The following is a 20,801-nucleotide window of genomic DNA, read 5'->3' as shown; positions in this document are numbered from 1 at the left end:
TCTCCACAAATGCTTAATCGACAAAGAGCGTGGCGGGTTGCTCGAGCAGGCCACGAATGGCCTGGATGAAGAGCGCCGCGTCCATGCCGTCGACCACGCGGTGATCGAAGGAGCTGGAGAGGTTCATCATCTTGCGGATCACGATCTGGCCTTTGATCACCATCGGCCGTTCGACGATCTTGTTCACGCCGACAATCGCCACTTCCGGCAGGTTCAGCACCGGCGTGCTGACGATGCCGCCCAAGGCGCCGAGGCTGGTCAGGGTGATGCTCGAGCCGGACAGCTCGTCGCGGCTGGCCTTGCCATTGCGCGCGGCGGTGGCCAGGCGAGTGATTTCCGCCGCGCTGTCCCACAGGCTGCGGGCTTCGGCGTGACGTACCACCGGCACCATCAGGCCAATATCGGCTTGCGTGGCAATACCGACATGCACGGCGCCGAGGCGGGTGATGACCTGTGCCTCATCGTCATAACGGGCGTTGATCTGCGGGAAGTCGCGCAGGGCGACGACCATGGCGCGGACCAGGAACGGCAGCAAGGTCAGCTTGCCGCGGGTCGCGCCGTGTTTTTCATTGAGGTGCGCACGCAGCTCTTCCACGGCGGTGACGTCGATTTCTTCGACGTAGCTGAAGTGGGCGGCGCGCTGGGTGGCGTCCTGCATCCGCTGGGCGATCTTGCGGCGCATGCCGATCACCGGGATCTGCTGTTCATCGGTGCGCTGGGTGTAAGCGCTGCTGACCGTCGATGCATTCGACTGACCCTGAGCCAGGTAGGCGTCGAGGTCTTCATGCAGTACGCGGCCGGCGGGGCCAGTGCCCCGCACCAGGCGCAATTGAATGCCGAGGTCCAGCGCATGCTTGCGCACGGCCGGGGAGGCCAGCGGACGCTCATCGGCCTGGCGAGCAACCATCGGGCCCTGGCATACGGCAGCTTTCGGTGCCGGGGCCGCGACCGGTTTGCTTTCAACCACGGCTTCAATTTTGGGTGCGGCCACCGGGGCTTCTTTAACGGGAGCCGGCTGCGCCGATTCCTTAACGTTGCCCGCGCCTTCGACTTCAATGCTGATCAGCACACTGCCAACGGCCATGACTTCGCCTGGCTGACCACCGAGGGCAATCACCTTGCCATGCACCGGCGACGGGATATCGACCATCGCCTTGTCGGTCATCACATCGGCCAGCACCTGATCTTCGACGACCATGTCGCCGACCTTGACGTGCCATACCGACAATTCAACTTCTGCAATGCCTTCACCAATGTCCGGCATTTTAATGACGTGCGTGCCCATTCAGACCTCCATGACCCGTTTCAACGCCGCGCCCACTCGGGACGGGCCTGGGAAATACGCCCACTCTTGCGCGTGCGGGTAAGGGGTGTCCCAACCGGTGACGCGTTCGATCGGCGCTTCCAGGTGGTGGAAGCAATGCTCTTGCACCAGCGACACCAGTTCGGCACCAAAGCCGCAGGTACGGGTTGCTTCGTGCACCACCACGCAACGGCCGGTCTTTTTCACCGATTTGACGATGGTTTCCAGATCCAGCGGCCACAGGCTGCGCAGGTCGATGACTTCGGCGTCAACGCCGCTTTCTTCAGCAGCGACTTGCGATACGTACACGGTGGTGCCGTAGGTCAGCACGGTGACGTCCTTGCCCGGACGGGTGATGGCGGCGACATCCAGCGGCACGGTGTAGTAACCGTCCGGCACTTGTGCGGCGGGGTGCTTGGACCACGGGGTTACCGGGCGGTCGTGGTGGCCGTCGAACGGGCCGTTGTACAGGCGTTTCGGTTCGAGGAAGATCACCGGGTCATCGTTTTCGATGGAAGCGATCAACAGGCCCTTGGCGTCGTACGGGTTGGACGGCATTACCGTGCGCAAGCCGCAGACCTGGGTGAACATCGCCTCGATGCTCTGGCTGTGGGTCTGGCCGCCGTAGATGCCGCCACCGCAAGGCATGCGCAGGGTCATCGGCGCGGTGAACTCGCCGGCCGAGCGATAACGCAGGCGGGCGGCTTCGGAAATGATCTGGTCGGAGGCAGGGTAGACGTAGTCGGCGAACTGGATTTCAGCTACGGGACGCAGACCGTAGGCACCCATGCCCACGGCGACACCGACGATGCCGCTTTCGGAGATCGGCGCGTCGAACACCCGGGAGGTACCGTACTTGTTCTGCAGGCCTTCGGTGCAGCGGAACACGCCGCCGAAGTAGCCAACGTCCTGGCCGAAGACCACGACGTTTTCGTCCCGTTCAAGCATCACATCCATGGCCGAGCGCAGGGCCTGGATCATGGTCATGGTGGTCGTGGTCATGGCGGTTTCCAGCTCGATATTGTTGTTGTGATCGTTCATGTCAGATCCCCAACTCTTGGCGCTGGCGCTTCAAGTGCTCCGGCATCTCTTTATAGACGTCTTCGAACATGGTCGCGGCGCTCGGAATCTGGCCGCCGGCAAGGGTGCCGTACTGTTCGGCTTCTTTCTGTGCGGCGATCACTTCGGCTTCCAGTTCGGCGCTGACGGCGGCGTGTTCCTCTTCGGACCACTGGCCGATCTTGATCAGGTGCTGCTTGAGGCGCGCGATCGGATCACCCAGCGGGAAGTGGCTCCAGTCATCGGCGGGACGGTATTTGGAAGGATCATCAGACGTCGAGTGCGGGCCGGCGCGGTAGGTGACCCATTCGATCATGGTCGGGCCGAGACCGCGGCGCGCTCGTTCGGCGGCCCAGGCAGAGGCGGCGTAGACCGCGACGAAGTCGTTGCCATCGACCCGCAGGGAGGCAATGCCGCAACCGACGCCACGACCGGCGAAGGTGGTGGCTTCACCACCGGCAATCGCCTGGAAGGTCGAAATGGCCCACTGGTTGTTGACCACGTTGAGGATCACCGGCGCGCGGTACACGTGGGCGAACGTCAGGGCGGTGTGGAAGTCCGACTCGGCGGTGGCGCCGTCACCGATCCACGCCGAAGCGATTTTGGTGTCGCCCTTGATCGCCGAGGCCATGCCCCAGCCCACGCCCTGAATGAACTGGGTGGCGAGGTTGCCGGAAATGGTGAAGAAACCGGCGTCCTTGACCGAGTACATGATCGGCAATTGCCGGCCCTTGAGCGGATCGCGCTCGTTGGACAGCAGCTGGCAGATCAGGTCGACCAGCGGTACGTCGCGGGCCATCAGGATGCTTTGCTGGCGGTAGGTCGGGAAGCACATGTCGTCGATGTTCAGGGCCAGGGCCTGAGCGCTGCCGATGGCTTCTTCGCCAAGGCTCTGCATGTAGAACGACATTTTTTTCTGACGCTGGGCGACCACCATGCGGTTGTCGTAGATCCGCGTCTTGAGCATGGCGCGCATGCCCTTGCGCATTATCGCCACCGGTACGTCTTCAGCCCAGGGGCCGTGGGCGTTGCCCTGGTCGTCGAGCACACGGATCAGGCCGCGGGCCAGATCAGCGGTGTCAGCCGGTTCAACGTCGATTTGGGGTTTGCGCACCATGCCGGCATCGGTCAGGTGCAGGTAGGAGAAGTCGGTTTTGCATCCTGGACGGCCCGAGGGTTCAGGGACGTGCAGGCGCAGCGGTTCATACGCTTGGGTCATGGCTTCTACGCTCGATCTTGTGAATTTCTTGTAGTGAGCTGACAGATTTCGTTCGGTAGAAGAAATCTTGTCCTACAACAATCATAGGCCCGGCCAAGAAGAATATTTCTCTCTGTTTCGTTGCGCTGAAGATCATTTGCAGATAAAAAACCTGCATAAACATAAAAAACAGGTGGTTTTGTCTCATGCGTAAACTGGACCGTACCGACATCGGCATTCTCAACAGCCTTCAGGAGAATGCGCGCATCACCAACGCCGACCTGGCGCGTTCGGTGAACCTGTCGCCGACGCCGTGTTTCAACCGGGTCAAGGCCATGGAAGAGCTGGGGGTGATTCGCGAGCAAGTGACGCTGCTGGACGCCGACCTGCTGGGGCTGCATGTGAACGTGTTCATTCACGTCAGCCTGGAGAAGCAGGTGGAGGAGGCGTTGCAGCATTTCGAAGAGGCGATTTCCGATCGCCCCGAAGTGATGGAGTGCTACCTGATGGCCGGCGACCCGGACTACCTGATCCGGGTGCTGGTGCCGACCATCCAGTCGCTGGAGCGCTTCATGATGGACTTTCTGACCAAGGTGCCGGGGGTGGCGAACATCCGTTCGAGCTTTGCGCTCAAGCAGGTGCGCTATAAAACGGCATTGCCGTTGCCGGCGAACGGCCTGACTTTGGGCAATTAAACGCAAGCCCCCGTACCCGTAGCAGCTGTCGAGCAACGCGAGGCAGCGTTCGGCGGCAGAGCCGTCGTAAAACCTGCGACCGAATTCTTTCCGGCAAACCGCGTCAGCCGGATGACGACGGCTGCGCCGCCGAACGCTGCCTCGCGGTGCTCGACAGCTGCTACAGGGTCAGAATTTGTTCAGGGGGATTTTCAGGTAAGTCACGCCATTGTCCTCTGCCGGCGGCAGTTCCCCCGCCCGCACATTTACCTGAATCGCCGGCAATAGCAGCGTCGGCATGCCCAACCCCGCATCGCGCCGGGTGCGCATTTCCACGAAGGCGTTTTCGTCGATGCCGTCGCGTACGTGAATGTTGTTTTTGCGCTGTTCACCGACGGTGGTCATGCATTCAGGTACGCGGCCCTCGGGCGGATAATCGTGGCAGATGTAGAGACGCACATCGGCGGGGAAGGCCAACAGCTTGTGGATCGAGGCGTACATCTGGTTGGCATTGCCACCGGGAAAGTCGCAGCGCGCGGTGCCCACGTCCGGCATGAACAGCGTATCGCCGACCAGGATCACATCGTTGCCGATCAGGTAGGCCATGTCCGCCGGGGTATGGCCGGGCACGTGCAGGGCGGTCGCCTTGAGGTTGCCGATCATGAACGATTCGTCGGGGGCGAAGAGGTGATCGAACTGGGAACCGTCGATGCGAAAGGATGGCTCCAGATTGAACAGCACCTTGAACACGTCCTGGACCTTGCTGATCGACTCGCCAATAGCGATTTTGCCGCCAAGCACCCCGCGCAGATACGGTGCGGCGGACAAGTGATCGGCATGGGCGTGGGTTTCCAGCAGCCATTGCACTTGCAACTGATGGGCGCGCACGAAGGCGATGATCCTGTCGGCCTGGGTGGTCGCGATACGCCCGGCGGCACCGTCGTAATCGAGCACCGGATCGACAATCGCACACTGCCCGCCATCGGCCTCGTAGACCACGTAGCTGTAGGTCGAGGAGGCGGGGTCGAGGAAAGCTTCAATCAGCGCGGGCATGGACACGAACCTGTGCAGGGGGAGAAAAGTCAGTCATGGGTTGCAACACTTTATGTAAAGACATAATGTTCGCAGCTTAAGTGACGTTGAAGGCATCCTGCAAATGCAATCCAGTCTGAACGAATGTGAAGTCGCCCAACTGCGCGCCTCGGCCTCCAAGGCATGTGCGCTGCTCAAGGCCCTGGCCAATGAGGATCGCCTGTTGATCCTGTGCCAGTTGACCCAGGGCGAACGCAATGTGGGCGAGCTGGAAAAAATGACCGGCGTGCGCCAACCGACCCTGTCCCAGCAATTGGGGATCCTGCGCGATGAAGGACTGGTCGCCACCCGTCGTGAAGGCAAGTACATTTTTTACGGTCTCGCCAGTCACGAAGTGATCCAGGTGATGAAAACCCTCTCCGGGCTGTATTGCGGGGCGGTGCTTAAAAGCTGGGTTCAACCTTGATCTTGTTCAATACACCGAACCTGTGGGAGCGGGCTTGCCCGCGATGGGGCCGGCACATCCAACATAAATGGCGACTGACCTGACGTCATCGCGGGCAAGCCCGCTCCCACAGTAGTTTTGTGTGTTGACTGGAAAAATCCTTGCGTGCAGCAAAAGGAACAAGCAATGAACGATCAACACTGGGGCCCATCCATCAGTGCAGATATCGTGGTCATCGGCGGCGGCACCGCAGGCATCGGCTTGGTCGCCAGCCTGCTCAAGCGTAGCCCGCACCTGAACATCACCGTGATCGAACCCGACTCCCGGCACTACTATCAACCCGCCTGGACGCTGGTCGGCGGTGGTGCCTACAACGTGGAAAACACCGTGCGGCCGATGGCGTCGGTGATGCCGCGCGGGGCCCATTGGCTGCAGGCTGCCGTGACGGGTATCGATCCCGACAAGCGCCAACTCACCCTCGGGGACGCGCGTACGGTCAGCTATCAAAACCTGGTGGTCTGCCCCGGCCTGCGTCTTGCCTGGGAGAAAATCGAAGGCCTGGAGGACACCCTCGGCCAGCACGGCGTGACCTCCAATTACAGCTACCGACACGCGACCTACACCTGGGACCAGGTGCAGAAATTGCGCGGCGGCAAGGTGCTGTTCACCCAGCCGGCGATGCCGATCAAATGTGCCGGCGCGCCACAAAAGGCGCTGTACCTGTCCTGCGATCACTGGCGCAAGAGCGGTGTGCTGAACAACATCGACGTCGAATTCAATCTGGCGGGCGCGGCGCTGTTCGGAGTGCCGACCTTTGTCCCGCCGCTGATGAAGTACATCGAGAAGTACAAAGCCCGGTTGGCCTTCAACACCAACCTGATCAAGGTCGATGGCCCGGCGAAAACCGCGTGGTTCGACATCAGGGATGCCGACGGCAATGTCACCCGCCAGGCAAAGGCCTTTGACCTGCTGCATGTCGTTCCGCCTCAGGTGGCTGCGGATTTCGTCGCCTGCAGTCCGCTGGCCGACGCCGCCGGCTGGTGCGAGGTCGACCCCCACAGCCTGCAGCATCCGCGTTATCCCGATGTCTTTGCGCTGGGCGATATCTGCGGCACCACCAATGCAAAAACCGCCGCGGCGGTGCGCAAGCAGATCGTGGTGGTCGCCGAAAACCTGTTGGCCTTGCGCAAGCGGCAGCCGTTGCCGCTGAAGTACGACGGCTATGGCTCCTGCCCGCTGACGGTTGAGAAAGGCAAGGTGATCCTTGCCGAGTTCGGGTACGCGGGCAAGCTGCTGCCGACTTTTCCCCTTGACCCGACGACCCCGCGCCGCTCGGCGTGGTGGCTGAAGGCGACACTGCTACCGTGGTTCTACTGGAACGGCATGCTCAAGGGCCGCGAGTGGCTGACACGTGTGACCAAGGTCGACTGAGAACTCCCTATGTTGCTGGCAAGTCTGTTTGGTGTAGTGATGGGGTTGGTGCTCGGCTTGACTGGCGCTGGCGGCGGTATCCTTGCGGTCCCGGCCCTGGTGTTGGGGTTGGGCTGGAGCATGACCCAGGCCGCTCCGGTGGCGTTGTTCGCGGTGGGCAGTGCGGCGGCGGTCGGTGCCATCGACGGATTGCGCCACGGCCTGGTGCGTTATCGCGCGGCGCTGCTGATCGCCGCGCTGGGTGCGGTGTTTTCGCCGCTGGGCATCTACTTTGCCCACCGGTTGCCGGAAAAAATCCTGATGATCCTGTTCAGCCTGCTGATGGTCATGGTGGCCTGGCGGATGTTGCGCCGTGAGCGCAAGGACGAGGGTCCCAGCGATCATGGTCAGGCCAACTGGGGCCAGAAGAACTGCATGCTCGATCAACAGACCGGGCGCTTTTCCTGGACCGCCAAATGCACCGCGACCCTCGCCGCGCTCGGGGCAGTGACCGGCGTGGTCTCGGGATTGCTGGGGGTGGGCGGCGGCTTTCTGATTGTCCCGGCCTTCAAGCAACTGACCGACGTGCAGATGCGCGGAATCATCGCCACCTCGCTGATGGTGATCAGCCTGATTTCGGCCATCGGCGTGATCGGCGCGTTCAATGCCGGGGTGCGCATCGACGGTTTGGGCATTGCCTTCATCGTCTCCAGCATCGTCGGCATGATCATCGGCCGCAAGCTCTGCGCCCGGGTGCCGGCGCGGGCGTTGCAGCTTGGGTTCGCCAGTGTCTGCCTGATTGTCGCCGTCTATATGTTGATCCGCGCCTGAGTTTCAGAGTGCTCGGTATTGCAGGTTGAAACCCAGTTCCGCGGACTGACCCTGTTCCAGTAAGCGTAACCCCGGCCGGCCGGGCAGGTGGTGCGCGTTGACCGGGTGACTCACCGGTTCGATGCAGAAAAACTCCAGGCCCACGGGACAGTAGAGCAGGTAGTAATCGCTGCCGGTGGCCTGGCAGTCCAGTTCGTATCCGAGGTCGGGCTGGCTGATCAGGCAGTGGCCGTTCCATTCGCAGAAGCCGTTGTCCACGAGCGATTCGGGCAATGACTTGAGCTGCTGAAAATCCCACTCGACCGGCAATGCACTGAGTTGCGTCGGTAGTTTTTTCTCATTGCACAACCATACCTCGCGGGCTGGCGCCTGTAGGCGAGTATTCACAGTGCGCGGCAAGTATGGGTGCAGGCCCAGACCATGCCAGGCGGCACGTTCAGCCAGATGGGTGACGCTCAGTTCGATGCTTAGCTTGCCCTGGCTCAGATGGAAACGCTGGCGGGCGCGATAGGCGAAGGGAACGCTGCTGTCGAGTTGCAGGACTACGTCTTCTCGGGTTTGAGAAACCACCTCCCACACCTGCTGCCAGGCGCTGCCATGAATTGGCAGGGGATCGGTGAGGCTGTTGGGCGCCAGTGCCAGCCAGCCATCGGGGCAATCGAAGCCGCCTTCGGCGATGCGGTTGGACCAGGGGATCAAGGGAAAGCAGCCGAGCTTGCCGGGCAGGCCGGTGTTCAGGGCGTGCTCATCGGCGTGGCGCAACAAGGGCTGGCCGCTGCTGCGCACCGTCCAGTTGACGATACTGGCGCCGAGTTCGGGGGCGAGTGTCAGGTGAGTGTATTCGTCTTCGAGTTCGAGAAGTGCGGGCGTCATCGTCGTCACTGATCCTGAAATCGCGGTTCCGGCAATCCCTTCACGCCAGGATCGAGCGCGAACACGCCCCCGGCCAGTGATTGCGGGTCATGGTCGTCGCCGGGGCGGATCGAGGTCACGAACAGCGTGTCCAGTCGAGGGCCACCGAAGGCGCACATGGCGGGTTTTTTCACCGGTACGGCGAGGGAACGGTCAAGTCGGCCGTCGGGGGTAAAGCGGTGGATCAAGCCTGCGTCGTTGGCGCAAATCCAGTAGCAGCCATCGGCGTCGACCGCCGCGCCGTCGGGTCGACCTTCGTGCTCGTTCATGTCAACGAACACGCGGCGGTTGGAAGGGGTGCCGGTTTCGATGTTGTAGTCGAAGGCCCAGATCTGCTGGATCTGCGGATGGGAGTCGGACAGGTACATCGTGCGCCCGTCCGGGCTGAAGCCCAGGCCGTTGGGCACGATGAACCCGCTCAGCCGGGAATCGAGTGGCCCGCGTTGCCCGGCGCTGTAGCGGTACAACCTACCGTTGGCGGCGTTGGCGCTCATGTTCAGCACCATGCTGCCGGCCCAGAAGCGTCCTTGACGATCGCAGCGGCCGTCATTCAGGCGCATGTCGGCGCGGGCATGGTCGACGTGGGCCAAGGGTTCACTGTCGAGGCTACCGTCGTTGCGCGGATGCAGGCGGAAGAACCCGCTTTCCATGCCGGCGACCCAGCCGCCGTCGGCATGACGCGCGATGCAAGCGAGCATCTGCGGGGTTTTCCAGGTATCCACCTGCCCGGTGTCGGCACTCCAGCGCTGTAAACCGCCGGCGGGAATATCCACCCAGTACAGGGCGTTTTCCTCAGGCACCCAGACCGGGCTTTCACCGACTGCGTTGCGGGCGTCGACAATCAATTGAGCTTGCATGGCAACTCATTCCCTTGGTTTTTGTTGTGGGGATCAAGCGGGGTGCGAAGGTTCAGTCACCGAACGGGCCGGCTACGCAAAAGGCGCCGCCCTGATACAGCCGCGCCGGGTCATCGGCGGCAGGCATCGGCTGGGCTTCGATTTTTTCGCGGAACTGTTCGGAGCTGTCCTGCGCGACAAAACCCAGGGCCGTGGCATGGCGGTTGTCCCACCAGACGTCCTTGTTGTCGGACACGCCGTAGACCACGGTGTGGCCGACGTTCGGGGTGTACAAGGCGCATTCGAGCAGTTGCGTCAGGTCGCCGAAACTCAGCCAGGTGCTCATCATCCGCCGATTGTGCGGCTCGGGGAACGAGGAGCCGATGCGCACGCTGACGGTCTCGATGCCATAGCGGTCGAAGTAGAACGTAGCCATGTCCTCGCCGTAGGACTTGGACAGACCGTAGTAGCTGTCCGGACGGCGAGGGGAGCGGGCGTCGATGACTTCGTCCTGCCGGTAGAAGCCGATCACATGGTTGGAACTGGCGAAGATCACCCGCTTCACCCCGTGGCGGCGCGCGGCTTCGTAGATGTGGAATACGCCGCAGATGTTGGCGCCGAGGATCTCTTCGAACGAGTGCTCGGTCGACACGCCGCCGAAGTGCAGGATAGCGTCCACGCCTTCGACCAGTTGATGCACCGCCTGCTTGTCGGCGAGGTCGCACGGCACGACTTCTTCGCGATCATCGATGGCTGGCGCAATGTCGGCGATGTCCGACAGGCGAATCACATTGGCGTAGGGGCGCAGGCTTTCGCGCAGGACTTTGCCAAGGCCACCGGCGGCGCCGGTCAGCAGCAGGCGGTTGAAAGGGGGGCGGGCGGTTGCTGTGGTCGTCATGGGAATCCTGGACACGTGGTTATTATTGGTTTGTTGTAGGTTGTCGTACGACTGTGCTGAGTATCGTTAGGGTTTCCGGCTCTTGTCAACGCGACATTGGTGGAAATTGACGGAGGGTCGTTCCTGTTCGCTGAACTGAAATACCCTCCTGTGGGAGCGGGCTTGCTCGCGAAGGCAGAGTGTCAGCTAAAAACATGTCGACTGACACTCCGCTTTCGCGAGCAAGCCCGCTCCCACAGTGGTTCTGTGTTTACAGGAGGCTGATCGGATAGCTGATGAAAATCCGGTTCTCATCGAATTCGTTGGTGCTGAAACTCTTGCGGATACTCGCGTTACGCCATTTCACGTTGAGATTTTTCAGTGCTCCACTCTGCACGGTGTAGGCCAGCTCCGATTCGCGACCCCATTCCTCGCCGTCGGTAATTTTCCCGGTGTGCACATTGTCACCGCTGATGTAGCGGTTCATCAGGGTCAGGCCCGGAACGCCCAGGGCGACGAAGTTGTAGTCGTGGCGCACCTGCCAGGATTTTTCCCGGGCGTTGTCATAGCTGGAGTTGTAGCTGTCGTTGGCCAGGGTGCCGCCGCTGGTGCCGTTGACCCGCATCCAGACGTCATCGCCGGTGAGTTTTTGCAGGCCGACGTAGAAAGTGTTACCGCCATACTTGGCCGAGAGCAGGGCGAAAGCGGTCTTGTTGTCGAGGTCACCAGCCTTGGCGTTACCGTCTTCCTTGCCGATGAAATAGCCGAGGTTGGCGCCCAGGGTCCAGTCGCCGAGGGGCTGGCTGTGGGTCAGGTTGAAATATTGCTGCTGGTAAATGTCACTGAGTTCCGAGTACCAGACGCCGACCTGCGTGCGCTTTTCATTGAACGCATATTCACCGCCGCCGAAGTTGAAACGGTCCGAAGTGAACGCCGTTTTGCCGTTCATGAACATGTCTTCCATGCTCGCGTCGTTACGCGGGCTGTTTTTCTGGAATTGACCGCCGTAGAGCGTCAGGCCGGTGATTTCTGTGGAGGTCACTTGAGCGCCCTGGAAGGTCTGCGGCAGCGAGCGACCATCGTCGGAACGCAGGATCGGCAGCACCGGCATCCATTCGCCGACCTTCAATTCGGTTTTCGAGATCTTGCCTTTGAGCGCCACGCCGAGTCGGCCGAAATTGTCGGCGGGGCGGCCATCGCTATGAATCGGCAACAGTTGGGTGCCGCCGGTGCCTTTGCCGCCATCGAGCTTCTGCGAGTACAGGCCCAGTACATCGACTCCGAAACCCACGGTGCCCTGGGTGAACCCGGAGCGGGCATCGAGAATGAAGTTCTGCGTCCACTCTTGCGCCTTGCCCTGGGGGTAGGCCGGGTTGGTGTAGTTGCGGTTGAAATAGGCGTTGCGCAGGTTCAGCGTGGCCTTGGCGTCGTCTGTGAAACCTTCGGCCTGGCAGGTGATGGGCAGGACGAGGGCCAGGCCGCTGCAGCCGATCAGGCTCAGGGTATGACGAGGGGTAAAGTCTGGACGCGAAGAACGGGCGGAGGAATTGCGGACGAGCTTGCTCACTGTGACGCTCCCTTGTTTCTTGTTTTTATTGTTGTCATACGTCGTCGTACAACATTGAGGGCGATATTTGCGGGATTTTTGGGGGTTGTCAATCGGAAGTTATACGATGACTTGGTACGAATTTTGGGATATCCGGGAAACACCTGTGGGAGCGGGCTTGCTCGCGATGACGGATTGTCAGTCAACATTTCTGTTGGATGTCAGGCCGCTATCGCGAGCAAGCCCGCTCCCACAGGGGATGGGGACATCATTTAGAGATCATGGGGGGCAGGGTGCCCAGCAATGAGACCGCCGCCACTGCGCCAAGCCCCAGCATCCACTCCAGCATCACGCTGGCGCGCAATGCTTGCACACGCAGCTCACAATCATTGATGCGCAACCGATGGAACAACGCCAGGCCCAGCATCGCCATCACCAGCGCGGCCTTGATCAACAGGATCAAGGCGAACCCGCTGAACAGCGGCGTCGGCCAGAACGCCCCGGTGAGCACCCGCACGTTGATCAGCCCGGTGATCAGCAGCCCGGCGACCAGGCCGTAACCGACGCCGCTGAAGCGCTGCAGCATCACGCGGATCGAATACCCATCGGGTTGACGCAAGATCATCACCAGCAGCATCAAGCCGCCGAGCCAGGCACCCACGCAGATCAAGTGAATGAGTTGATTGAGGATCAGCAACCGCCCTGCGGCGCCATCGAGCATGGCGCCGTGGCCGACCGGGGCCAGGGTGGCCAGCAGCAGGCCGCTGAGGATCAGGCGCAGCGCAAGGCTGGCGCGCAGTGGGGTCAGCAACAACGCCAGCAACAGCAGGTTGATCAGCAAATGCCAGCGCCAGACCTGGCCGAAAAAGGTATTGCCCAGCACCAGGTGCAGGGTCGACGGATCGAAGGCCGCGTCCCAGGCGCCGGCCATGCTCGCGGTAATCAGCAACAACCAGCAGACCCCGCTGGCCAGTGCCACCACGGCCAGCCAACGGGAGGTTCGTGTCAGCCGATGATCCAGTGCGGTTTCGCCATTTGCCAGCAAGGGCCTGAACACCCAGCCCCCGAACAGCATCAGCACCACGATGAAATGCAGGAAGCGGCACAGCACCAGCGCACTCGCCATGAATTACTGGCCGACCTTGAAGGCGTAGGCACCTTCGCTTTTATGGGTGTCGACGGACACGGCGTGCCATTCGACTTTGTAGGCGCCAGCAGTCAACGGCGCGGCCGGGGTGACGATCAGGGTCTTTTTATCGCTGCCTTCGGTGGTCAGCGCCTTGACCGCCACCGGTGCGCCATCCCGTGTCAACGTGACTTTGGTGAAACTGGCCTCGATACCTTCGGAGAACTCCAGGCGCAATTGCGCCGGCGCGGCCACGGTGCTGTCGGCGGCCGGTGTCTGGCTTTTCAGGTGGGCGTGGGCCAACACCGAAGAAGCGGCCAGCAGCGAGCCGAGCAGGGCAGCGACGGTCAGGGTTTTCTTCAGCAGCATCGTGGGTACCTCAGGCAGTTTCCAAGTGCGCAGAGTTTAGCTTTCCGACAGCGGCTGTACGAAGATTCGTTTTCCCCTGTCGCCGCATTCCAGAGCGGATGCTAGTCTTGCTCAACGTTGTTGTCGGGGACCCGCATGGGCAATCACAAGATCGAGATTCGTCGCAGTAACGTCGAAAAAATCCTGCTGGGGGCGGAAAAAGTCTTCGCTGAAAAGGGCTTTGGCAGCACCGCCATGGCCGACATCGCCGCTGAAGTGCAACTGCCGCGCTCCAACCTGCACTATTACTTCAGCACCAAGACCGAGCTGTACAGCGCCGTGCTCTTCGACTTGCTGGAAGTCTGGAAGCAGGACGCGCTGTGCTTCGAGATGTTCGATGACCCGCGCGTGGTGCTCAGCAGCTACATCCGCGCCAAGATGAACCACTCCCGCAGCCGGCCGTATGGCTCGAAAGTCTGGGCCAACGAAATCATCCATGGCGCGCCGACCCTCGGCGAAGCGCTGGATGCGAGCCTGTACGACTGGGCCAAGATGAAGGAAGCGAAAATCCGCCAGTGGGTGGACGACAAACGCATCCTGCCGGTGGAGCCGTCGAGCCTGCTGTACATGATCTGGGCGTCGACCCAGCACTACGCCGACTTCGATCACCAGGTGAATATTCTCAATGATCATCAGCCGTTGTCGGACATGCAGTTCGAGAAAGCGGTGCAGACGGTGACCAGCGTGATTTTGCGGGGGATTGGGTTGGAGCCTTGAGGTTGGGGGGTGTGGCTGCTGGCCTCTTCGCGGGCAAGCCCGCTCCCACAGGGATCGTATTAACACTGAGATCCCCTGTGGGAGCGGGCTTGCCCGCGAAGGCGCCAGTTCAGGCGCCTCAGATTTCAAGGGCTGACGTGATACGGATTCCTCGGATCATGGTTCCAGTCCAGGAACGGCTTGCCGGTCTCCACCGGCACCATCTCGATGCAGTCCTGCACCGGGCAGGTGATCTGGCACAGGTTGCAGCCCACGCACTCCTCATCGATCACCTGGTACTTGTGTGTGCCATCCGCTTGCTTGAGGCTGGCCACGGCCTGGTGCGAGGTGTCCTCACACGCGATATGGCAACGACCACAACCGATGCAGGCCTCCTGATCAATCTTCGCGATCACCTGGTAGTTGATGTCCAGGTACTTCCAGTCCGTGGTATTGCCCACCGCGCGCCCGGAAAACTCCGAAATGCTGGCGTAGCCCTGACTGTCCATCCAGCGTGACAAACCGTCCTTCATGTCTTCGACAATCCGGAAGCCATGCAGCATCGCCGCCGTGCACACCTGTACCGAACTGCTGCCCAGGGCAATGAATTCCGCGGCGTCGCGCCAGTTGCCGATGCCGCCGATGCCGCTGATCGGCAGGCCCTGGGTCTGCGGGTCGCGGGCGATTTCGGCGACCATGTTCAAGGCAATCGGCTTGACCGCCGAGCCGCAGTAACCGCCGTGGGTACTTTGGCTGCCAACCATGGGGTTGGCGACCATGCGTTCGAGGTTGACGCTGGTGATCGAGTTGATGGTGTTGATCAACGACACCGCATCGGCACCGCCCCGGTGGGCGGCGCGGGCGGCGACGCGGATGTCGGTGATGTTCGGCGTGAGCTTGACGATCACCGGCAACGAGCAATACGTCTTGCACCAGCGGGTGACCTGTTCCACGTATTCCGGCACCTGGCCGACCGCTGCGCCCATGCCCCGTTCCGGCATGCCGTGGGGGCAGCCGAAGTTCAGTTCGATGCCGTCGGCGCCGGTGGCTTCCACCAGCGGCAGGATGTTTTTCCAGGATTCTTCGACGCAGGGCACCATCAAGGACACGATCAGCGCACGGTCCGGCCAGTCCTTTTTGACCTGGGTGATTTCCCGCAGGTTGATCTCCAGCGAGCGGTCGGTGATCAGTTCGATGTTGTTAAAACCGAGTACCTCCCGGTTAGCCCCGAAGTGTGCCGAGTAGCGCGACGACACGTTCACCGCCGCCGGGTCTTCTCCCAGGGTTTTCCAGACCACGCCGCCCCAGCCTGCCTCGAAGGCGCGGACCACGTTGTAGGCCTTGTCGGTCGGCGGCGCGGAGGCCAGCCAGAATGGATTGGGTGCTTTGATGCCGGCGAAGACAATCGACAGATCGGCCATTTACGCAGCCTCCACGTTGAGCATCAGTTGAGCATTGATTGCCTCGGCGGCGCGCTTGCCGTGCTGCACGGCTTGCACGGTGAGGTCTTGATCGAGGCTGGTGCAGTCGCCGCCGGCATACACGCCGGGGATGCTGGTGCGCAGGTTCTCATCGACTTCGATGCGCTCACCCTGGCGCTTGAGTTCGCGCGCGAGCGGATCGGCGAGGGCGTCATTGTCAAAGGCCTGGCCGATGGCCTTGAAGATCGCGTCGGCGGCCAGTTCGAAGGTTTCACCGGTGGTTTGCAGGCGGCCTTCCACCAGACGGGTGCGGGCGAAACGCATGCCGCGCACGCGGCCTTGGTCATCGAGCAGCACTTCTTCGGGTTGTGCCCAGGTCATCAGTCGCACCTGATTGGCCTTGGCAATCTCCTGTTCGTGATGGGTGGCGCCCATGTCTTCGATGCCACGGCGGTACACCAGATTCACATCGTGGGCGCCGAGGCGGGCCATTTGCACCGCCATGTCGATGGCGGTGTTGCCCGCGCCGAGGACGATGCAATGATCGGCCAGGGGCAGTTGCGTCAGGTCATCGGCCTGGCGCAGTTCGCGGATGTAGTCGGTGGCGGCGAGCAGGCCGGGCGCGTCTTCGTGGGCCAGGCCCAGCTGTTTGCTGGCGTTGAGCCCGAGGCCGAGGAACACCGCATCGAACTGTTGGTGCAGTTCGCCGAGGGTCAGGTTCTCCCCGAGTTTGTGCCCATGGCGGATTTCGATGCCGCCGATTTCCAGCAGGAACTCAAGCTCTTTTTGTGCGTAGTCATCCACCAGTTTGTATTTGGCGATCCCGTATTCGTTGAGGCCGCCAGCCTTTGCCCGCGCCTCGAAGATCACCACGTCATGCCCGTGCATGGCACTGCGGTGGGCGCAGGACAAACCGGCTGGACCGGCGCCGACCACGGCGATGCGCTTGCCGGTGGCCGCTTCACGCTGGAACGGGTGAGCGCTGAAGTGGGCGTTGTCCACGGCGTAGCGTTGCAACAGGCCGATCATGACCGGCGCACATTCGTGAGCGTTGTTGCGCACGCAGGCTTGCTGGCAAAGAATTTCCGTCGGGCACACCCGGGCGCAACTGCCGCCGAGGATGTTGGCCGAGAGGATTTTCTGCGCGGCGCCTTGCACGTTGTCCTGCGCGATGTTGCGGATGAACGAAGGAATGTCGATCTCGCTCGGACAGGCATTCACGCAGGGCGCGTCGTAGCAATACAGGCAGCGCGAGGCTTCCAGTTGCGCCTGGCGCTCGTTGAGCGGCGGTGCCAGATCGGTGAAATGGCCGGCGAGGGCGGCCGCATTCTCGATGGGATGCGGGAGGTGGTCCAGGGTCTTGATCACGGTTTTGGCCTCACGGTTATTTGAGGTGCTGCCTCTTATGGGCATTGTTTTTTGTTGCCTGTACCGGCCTCTTCGCGAGCAAGCCCGCTCCCACAAGGATCTCGGGTGTCCACAAAACCTGTGGGAGCGGGCTTGCTCGCGAAGGCCGGAGGCCTCGATTTCAGCGTTTCACAGCCGTCGGCTTGTGCAGTTCAGCCCGCTTGCTCAGCAAATCAAACACCGCCGGGTACGCCGGCCGTTCGATATACCGCCCGGCCCCGCGTTCGGCCCGCAGGTCGCCGTCGGCCCAGACCACGCGGCCCTGGCTGATGGTGTGGCTGGGCACGCCGCTCACGGTCTTGCCTTCGAAGATGTTGAAGTCCACCTGCTGATGGTGGGTCTTGGCGGAAATGGTCCGTGTGCCTTGCGGGTCCCACAGCACCAGGTCGGCATCGGCCCCCACGCGAATCGCGCCTTTGCGCGGGTAGAGGTTGAAGATCTTCGCCGTGTTGGTGGACGTCAGCGCGACGAATTGCTGCATCGAAAAGCGTCCGCTGTTCACGCCCTCATCCCACAACACTGCCATGCGGTCTTCGATGCCGGCGGTGCCGTTGGGGATTTTGCTGAAGTCATCCTTACCGGCGGCTTTTTGCTCGGCGCAGAAACAGCAGTGGTCGGTGGCGGTGGTGTGCAGGTTGCCCGATTGCAAGCCATGCCAGAGCGCCTCTTGATGGCCGCGAGGACGGAACGGCGGGCTCATCACATAACCGGCGGCGGTTTGCCAGTCCGGATGGCGGTAGACGCTGTCGTCCAGCAGCAGGTGCCCGGCCAGTACTTCGCCGTAGACCGGCTGGCCCTTGCCCCGGGCGTAGGTGATTTCGTCCAGCGCTTCCTTGGTCGAGACGTGGACCAGATACAGCGGCGTGCCGAGGGTTTCGGCGATGCGGATCGCCCGGCTCGCGGCCTCGCCCTCAACCTGCGAAGGACGCGACAGCGGATGCGCTTCCGGCCCGGTGATGCCTTGGGCCATCAGCTTGCGTTGCAGGTGATACACCAGTTCACCGTTTTCCGCGTGAACGGTCGGCACCGCGCCCAGTTCCAGGCAGCGTTCGAAACTCGCCACCAGGGTGTCATCGGCGGCCATGATCGCGTTCTTGTAGGCCATGAAATGCTTGAAGCTGTTGACGCCGTGCTGGCTGACCAGCTCGGCCATTTCCTCGCGGACCTGTTCGCTCCACCAGGTGATGGCAACATGAAAACCGTAGTCCGACGCCGACTTCTCGGCCCAGCCGCGCCACTGATGGAAGGCTTCGAGCAAGGATTGCTGCGGATTGGGAATCACGAAGTCGATGATCGAGGTGGTGCCCCCGGCCAGTCCCGCCGCCGTGCCGCTGTAGAAGTCTTCGCTGGCCACGGTGCCCATGAAGGGCAGTTGCATGTGGGTGTGCGGGTCGATGCCGCCGGGCATCAGGTATTGGCCGCTGCCGTCGAGCACTTCGGCGCCTGCAGGAACATCGAGTTTTTCGCCGATGGCCTTGATCACGCCGTCTGCGCAATACACATCGGCGCGATAACTTTCATCATGGGTAACAACGGTGGCGCCACGGATCAACAGAGACATTCCGAGTTCCTCGCAGGCAATGACCGGCTTGTGCCGGCTCTAGATGTTTTATATGACGCCAGCGTCAACAGGTGTATTCCTGTCAGTGCTGTCAGGATTAAACGCTAGCTGCAGTTTTCCGAATCGGCAAGAATATTTTTTATAAGCTTATGCAATTATTAACTTATTGATATTTAACGTTTAAATATAAGAATCACCAAAATGGTGAGCGACCTCACCATTTTGACGCACTTGACAGGATCAAAAAATAGTCAAGATTTCCTATGTGAAATCAGCTGTTTGAGTATGGTCTATGGTTGATGCGCAGCCATTGAAAAAAGATCGACGCACCAGTTTGAGTCCTGACTGTTTCGACAACTTGCCAGGCATTCGGCCTGAGTGGCCTGACAAATAGTCGAGTCAGCGAATAAAACCGATAAACATCAGTTGGTTGCAATGTGTTTATGGAACTGCCCGATGCGTAATCGGGGTACCCGGCACGTTTATTGATGCCGCCAGCCCCCGATGAGCAAAAAATAATTCAAAGAACAGTGGAGCGGCCATGCAACAGATCAGATCGCAAGTGACCGAGCGCGACGGCTTGTTCGAGCTCGAAGCCGGCAGCGATGTCCTCGACAGTCCCCGTTACAACCACGACATTGCACCGACCAAGGTGCGCGAACGCACCTGGAACAAATGGCACATCACCGCGCTGTGGGTGGGCATGGCGATCTGCGTGCCGACCTACACCCTCGGTGGCGTGCTGACCGCGTACTTCGGCCTGACCGTCGGTGAAGCGCTGCTGGCGATTCTGTTTGCCAACATCATCGTGCTGATTCCCCTGACGCTTAACGCCTTTCCCGGCACCAAGTACGGCATTCCCTTTCCGGTGCTGCTGCGCTCGTCCTTCGGCGTGCTCGGCTCCAACATTCCGTGCCTGATCCGCGCCCTGGTGGCGTGTGGCTGGTTCGGCATCCAGACCATGTTCGGCGGGCTGGCGATACATCTGTTTCTCGGCTCGGTGTTCGAGGGCTGGAAGTCTTTGGGCGGCACCGGTGAGGTCATCGGCTTCATGGTGTTCTGGGCGCTGAACCTGTGGGTGGTGATTCGCGGCGCCGAGTCGATCAAATGGCTGGAAACCCTGTCGGCGCCGCTGTTGGTACTGGTGGGTGTAGGGCTGCTGGTCTGGGCCATGCCCAACGTGTCGATGACCGAGTTGCTGGCGATTCCGGCCAAGCGTCCTGAAGGCGCCGGCGTGGCCAGTTACTTCGCGGCGGGGCTGACGGCGATGGTCGGCTTTTGGGCCACGCTGTCACTGAACATTCCGGACTTCAGTCGCTATGCAAAAAGCCAGAAGGACCAGATTGTCGGGCAGATCATCGGCCTGCCGCTGACCATGTTCCTGTTCGCGTCCCTCGGCGTGGTGATGACCGCGGCGTCGGTGAAACTGGTGGGGGTGACGGTGTCCGATCCGGTGACCTTGATCGGCCATATCCAGAGCCCGGTTTGGGTCGCACTGGCGATGGCGCTGATCATCATCGCCACGCTGTCGACCAATACCGCAGCCAACATCGTGTCACCGACCAATGACTTCCAGAACATCGCGCCCAAGGCGATCAACCGCACCAAGGCAGTATTGCTCACCGGGTTTGTCGGGTTGGCATTGATGGCCCATGAGCTGCTGAAAAAACTGGGTCTGATTGTCTCGGACGTCAGTCTCGAAACCGTCTATTCCAACTGGTTGCTTGGCTATTCCAGCCTGCTGGGGCCGATCGCCGGGATCATGGTGGTGGACTATTTTCTGATCAAGAAACAGCAACTGGACCTTGCCGGCCTTTACCGCGATGACGTGTACCCGGCGTGGAACTGGAGCGGGTTCATCGCGTTTGGCGTGCCGGTGGTGCTGACGTTGTTGTCCCTGGGCAGCGATGCGTTCAGCTGGTTCTACAGCTATGGCTGGTTTACCGGCTCGGCGCTGGGTGGGGTTATTTATTACGGGTTGAGTGTGATGCGGCCCAGCCCGTCTGTCGCGAAATCTGCGGTGTAAGTGAGGGCCTCATCGCGGGCAAGCCCGCTCCCA

The 20,801-nt window shown here is 61.3% G+C and carries 19 protein-coding genes; 6 read left to right on the top strand and 13 right to left on the bottom strand.

Features of this window, described 5'->3' with window-relative positions; all coding sequences use genetic code 11:
- Window positions 1–13: 13 nt before the first annotated feature.
- Genes AC07W4_RS15995 through AC07W4_RS15985 form a run of 3 tightly spaced genes read right to left on the bottom strand, consistent with a single transcriptional unit; the run spans window position 14 to window position 3,581 of the window.
- Window positions 14–1,285 (bottom strand): dihydrolipoamide acetyltransferase family protein, encoded by a 1,272-nt coding sequence (locus tag AC07W4_RS15995; protein WP_495033065.1) that lies wholly within the window; start codon window positions 1,283–1,285, stop codon window positions 14–16.
- The gene (locus AC07W4_RS15990; RefSeq protein ID WP_495033064.1) at window positions 1,286–2,344 is read right to left on the bottom strand and encodes an alpha-ketoacid dehydrogenase subunit beta; all 1,059 of its coding nucleotides are present in this window, start codon (window positions 2,342–2,344) and stop codon (window positions 1,286–1,288) included.
- A 1-nt stretch (window position 2,345) separates the two neighbouring features.
- Entirely contained in the window at window positions 2,346–3,581 is a 1,236-nt protein-coding gene (locus AC07W4_RS15985; protein WP_495033063.1) for a 3-methyl-2-oxobutanoate dehydrogenase (2-methylpropanoyl-transferring) subunit alpha, read from the bottom strand.
- A gap of 185 nt (window positions 3,582–3,766) precedes the next feature.
- Here AC07W4_RS15985 and bkdR point away from each other — a divergent pair, with 185 nt between their 5' ends.
- The gene (gene bkdR / locus AC07W4_RS15980) at window positions 3,767–4,255 is read left to right on the top strand and encodes a Bkd operon transcriptional regulator BkdR (RefSeq protein ID WP_007976593.1); all 489 of its coding nucleotides are present in this window, start codon (window positions 3,767–3,769) and stop codon (window positions 4,253–4,255) included.
- Between the two features lie 168 nt (window positions 4,256–4,423).
- On the opposite strand, the gene AC07W4_RS15975 is transcribed toward bkdR, so the two are convergent.
- Window positions 4,424–5,287 (bottom strand): MBL fold metallo-hydrolase, encoded by an 864-nt coding sequence (locus AC07W4_RS15975; RefSeq protein ID WP_495033062.1) that lies wholly within the window; start codon window positions 5,285–5,287, stop codon window positions 4,424–4,426.
- A gap of 103 nt (window positions 5,288–5,390) precedes the next feature.
- On the opposite strand from AC07W4_RS15975, the gene AC07W4_RS15970 reads away from it, so the two are divergent.
- From AC07W4_RS15970 to AC07W4_RS15960, 3 genes are all read left to right on the top strand, one after another.
- On the top strand, window positions 5,391–5,732 hold the full coding sequence (locus AC07W4_RS15970; RefSeq protein ID WP_008052731.1) for an ArsR/SmtB family transcription factor: 342 nt from the start codon (window positions 5,391–5,393) through the stop codon (window positions 5,730–5,732).
- 165 nt (window positions 5,733–5,897) lie between these two features.
- Window positions 5,898–7,142, top strand: coding sequence for an NAD(P)/FAD-dependent oxidoreductase (locus AC07W4_RS15965; RefSeq protein ID WP_495033061.1), 1,245 nt, complete (start codon window positions 5,898–5,900; stop codon window positions 7,140–7,142).
- A gap of 9 nt (window positions 7,143–7,151) precedes the next feature.
- Entirely contained in the window at window positions 7,152–7,952 is an 801-nt protein-coding gene (locus tag AC07W4_RS15960; protein WP_495033060.1) for a sulfite exporter TauE/SafE family protein, read from the top strand.
- 3 nt (window positions 7,953–7,955) lie between these two features.
- On the opposite strand, the gene AC07W4_RS15955 is transcribed toward AC07W4_RS15960, so the two are convergent.
- The 6 genes from AC07W4_RS15955 to copC form a co-directional block, all read right to left on the bottom strand.
- Complete coding sequence (locus AC07W4_RS15955; protein ID WP_495033059.1) at window positions 7,956–8,825, bottom strand: aldose 1-epimerase; 870 nt, start codon at window positions 8,823–8,825, stop codon at window positions 7,956–7,958.
- 5 nt (window positions 8,826–8,830) lie between these two features.
- A complete protein-coding gene (locus AC07W4_RS15950) occupies window positions 8,831–9,721 on the bottom strand; it encodes an SMP-30/gluconolactonase/LRE family protein (protein ID WP_495033058.1) in 891 nt (296 codons plus the stop codon).
- 52 nt (window positions 9,722–9,773) lie between these two features.
- Complete coding sequence (locus tag AC07W4_RS15945) at window positions 9,774–10,598, bottom strand: NAD-dependent epimerase/dehydratase family protein (RefSeq protein ID WP_495033057.1); 825 nt, start codon at window positions 10,596–10,598, stop codon at window positions 9,774–9,776.
- Between the two features lie 250 nt (window positions 10,599–10,848).
- Entirely contained in the window at window positions 10,849–12,144 is a 1,296-nt protein-coding gene (locus AC07W4_RS15940) for an OprD family porin (RefSeq protein WP_495033056.1), read from the bottom strand.
- 247 nt (window positions 12,145–12,391) lie between these two features.
- Window positions 12,392–13,249, bottom strand: coding sequence for a copper homeostasis membrane protein CopD (copD, locus tag AC07W4_RS15935; RefSeq protein ID WP_495033055.1), 858 nt, complete (start codon window positions 13,247–13,249; stop codon window positions 12,392–12,394).
- A gap of 3 nt (window positions 13,250–13,252) precedes the next feature.
- On the bottom strand, window positions 13,253–13,618 hold the full coding sequence (gene copC, locus AC07W4_RS15930; RefSeq protein ID WP_495033054.1) for a copper homeostasis periplasmic binding protein CopC: 366 nt from the start codon (window positions 13,616–13,618) through the stop codon (window positions 13,253–13,255).
- 135 nt (window positions 13,619–13,753) lie between these two features.
- On the opposite strand from copC, the gene AC07W4_RS15925 reads away from it, so the two are divergent.
- Entirely contained in the window at window positions 13,754–14,374 is a 621-nt protein-coding gene (locus AC07W4_RS15925; RefSeq protein ID WP_008046717.1) for a TetR/AcrR family transcriptional regulator, read from the top strand.
- Between the two features lie 125 nt (window positions 14,375–14,499).
- Here the strand turns inward: AC07W4_RS15925 and preA are convergent, their stop codons facing one another.
- The 3 genes from preA to hydA form a co-directional block, all read right to left on the bottom strand.
- On the bottom strand, window positions 14,500–15,774 hold the full coding sequence (gene preA, locus AC07W4_RS15920; RefSeq protein ID WP_495033053.1) for an NAD-dependent dihydropyrimidine dehydrogenase subunit PreA: 1,275 nt from the start codon (window positions 15,772–15,774) through the stop codon (window positions 14,500–14,502).
- Complete coding sequence (locus tag AC07W4_RS15915; RefSeq protein ID WP_495033052.1) at window positions 15,775–17,142, bottom strand: NAD(P)-dependent oxidoreductase; 1,368 nt, start codon at window positions 17,140–17,142, stop codon at window positions 15,775–15,777.
- A gap of 160 nt (window positions 17,143–17,302) precedes the next feature.
- Entirely contained in the window at window positions 17,303–18,742 is a 1,440-nt protein-coding gene (gene hydA / locus AC07W4_RS15910) for a dihydropyrimidinase (protein WP_495033051.1), read from the bottom strand.
- Window positions 18,743–19,283: 541 nt separating this feature from the next.
- On the opposite strand from hydA, the gene AC07W4_RS15905 reads away from it, so the two are divergent.
- Complete coding sequence (locus tag AC07W4_RS15905; protein WP_495033050.1) at window positions 19,284–20,768, top strand: NCS1 family nucleobase:cation symporter-1; 1,485 nt, start codon at window positions 19,284–19,286, stop codon at window positions 20,766–20,768.
- Window positions 20,769–20,801: the final 33 nt, after the last annotated feature.

The organism is Pseudomonas sp. GW821-FHT02A08, assembly GCF_059422045.1.
The sequence above is the reverse complement of the archived record's forward strand: the minus strand, read 5'-3'. Positions and strand labels throughout refer to the sequence as shown.

Coding starts and splice junctions, on each gene's coding strand:
- AC07W4_RS15995 (WP_495033065.1), bottom strand. CDS start 1,285: ATGGGCACGCACGTCATTAAAATGCCGGACATTGGTGAAGGCATTGCA.
- AC07W4_RS15990 (WP_495033064.1), bottom strand. CDS start 2,344: ATGAACGATCACAACAACAATATCGAGCTGGAAACCGCCATGACCACG.
- AC07W4_RS15985 (WP_495033063.1), bottom strand. CDS start 3,581: ATGACCCAAGCGTATGAACCGCTGCGCCTGCACGTCCCTGAACCCTCG.
- bkdR (WP_007976593.1), top strand. CDS start 3,767: ATGCGTAAACTGGACCGTACCGACATCGGCATTCTCAACAGCCTTCAG.
- AC07W4_RS15975 (WP_495033062.1), bottom strand. CDS start 5,287: ATGCCCGCGCTGATTGAAGCTTTCCTCGACCCCGCCTCCTCGACCTAC.
- AC07W4_RS15970 (WP_008052731.1), top strand. CDS start 5,391: ATGCAATCCAGTCTGAACGAATGTGAAGTCGCCCAACTGCGCGCCTCG.
- AC07W4_RS15965 (WP_495033061.1), top strand. CDS start 5,898: ATGAACGATCAACACTGGGGCCCATCCATCAGTGCAGATATCGTGGTC.
- AC07W4_RS15960 (WP_495033060.1), top strand. CDS start 7,152: ATGTTGCTGGCAAGTCTGTTTGGTGTAGTGATGGGGTTGGTGCTCGGC.
- AC07W4_RS15955 (WP_495033059.1), bottom strand. CDS start 8,825: ATGACGCCCGCACTTCTCGAACTCGAAGACGAATACACTCACCTGACA.
- AC07W4_RS15950 (WP_495033058.1), bottom strand. CDS start 9,721: ATGCAAGCTCAATTGATTGTCGACGCCCGCAACGCAGTCGGTGAAAGC.
- AC07W4_RS15945 (WP_495033057.1), bottom strand. CDS start 10,598: ATGACGACCACAGCAACCGCCCGCCCCCCTTTCAACCGCCTGCTGCTG.
- copD (WP_495033055.1), bottom strand. CDS start 13,249: ATGGCGAGTGCGCTGGTGCTGTGCCGCTTCCTGCATTTCATCGTGGTG.
- copC (WP_495033054.1), bottom strand. CDS start 13,618: ATGCTGCTGAAGAAAACCCTGACCGTCGCTGCCCTGCTCGGCTCGCTG.
- AC07W4_RS15925 (WP_008046717.1), top strand. CDS start 13,754: ATGGGCAATCACAAGATCGAGATTCGTCGCAGTAACGTCGAAAAAATC.
- preA (WP_495033053.1), bottom strand. CDS start 15,774: ATGGCCGATCTGTCGATTGTCTTCGCCGGCATCAAAGCACCCAATCCA.
- hydA (WP_495033051.1), bottom strand. CDS start 18,742: ATGTCTCTGTTGATCCGTGGCGCCACCGTTGTTACCCATGATGAAAGT.
- AC07W4_RS15905 (WP_495033050.1), top strand. CDS start 19,284: ATGCAACAGATCAGATCGCAAGTGACCGAGCGCGACGGCTTGTTCGAG.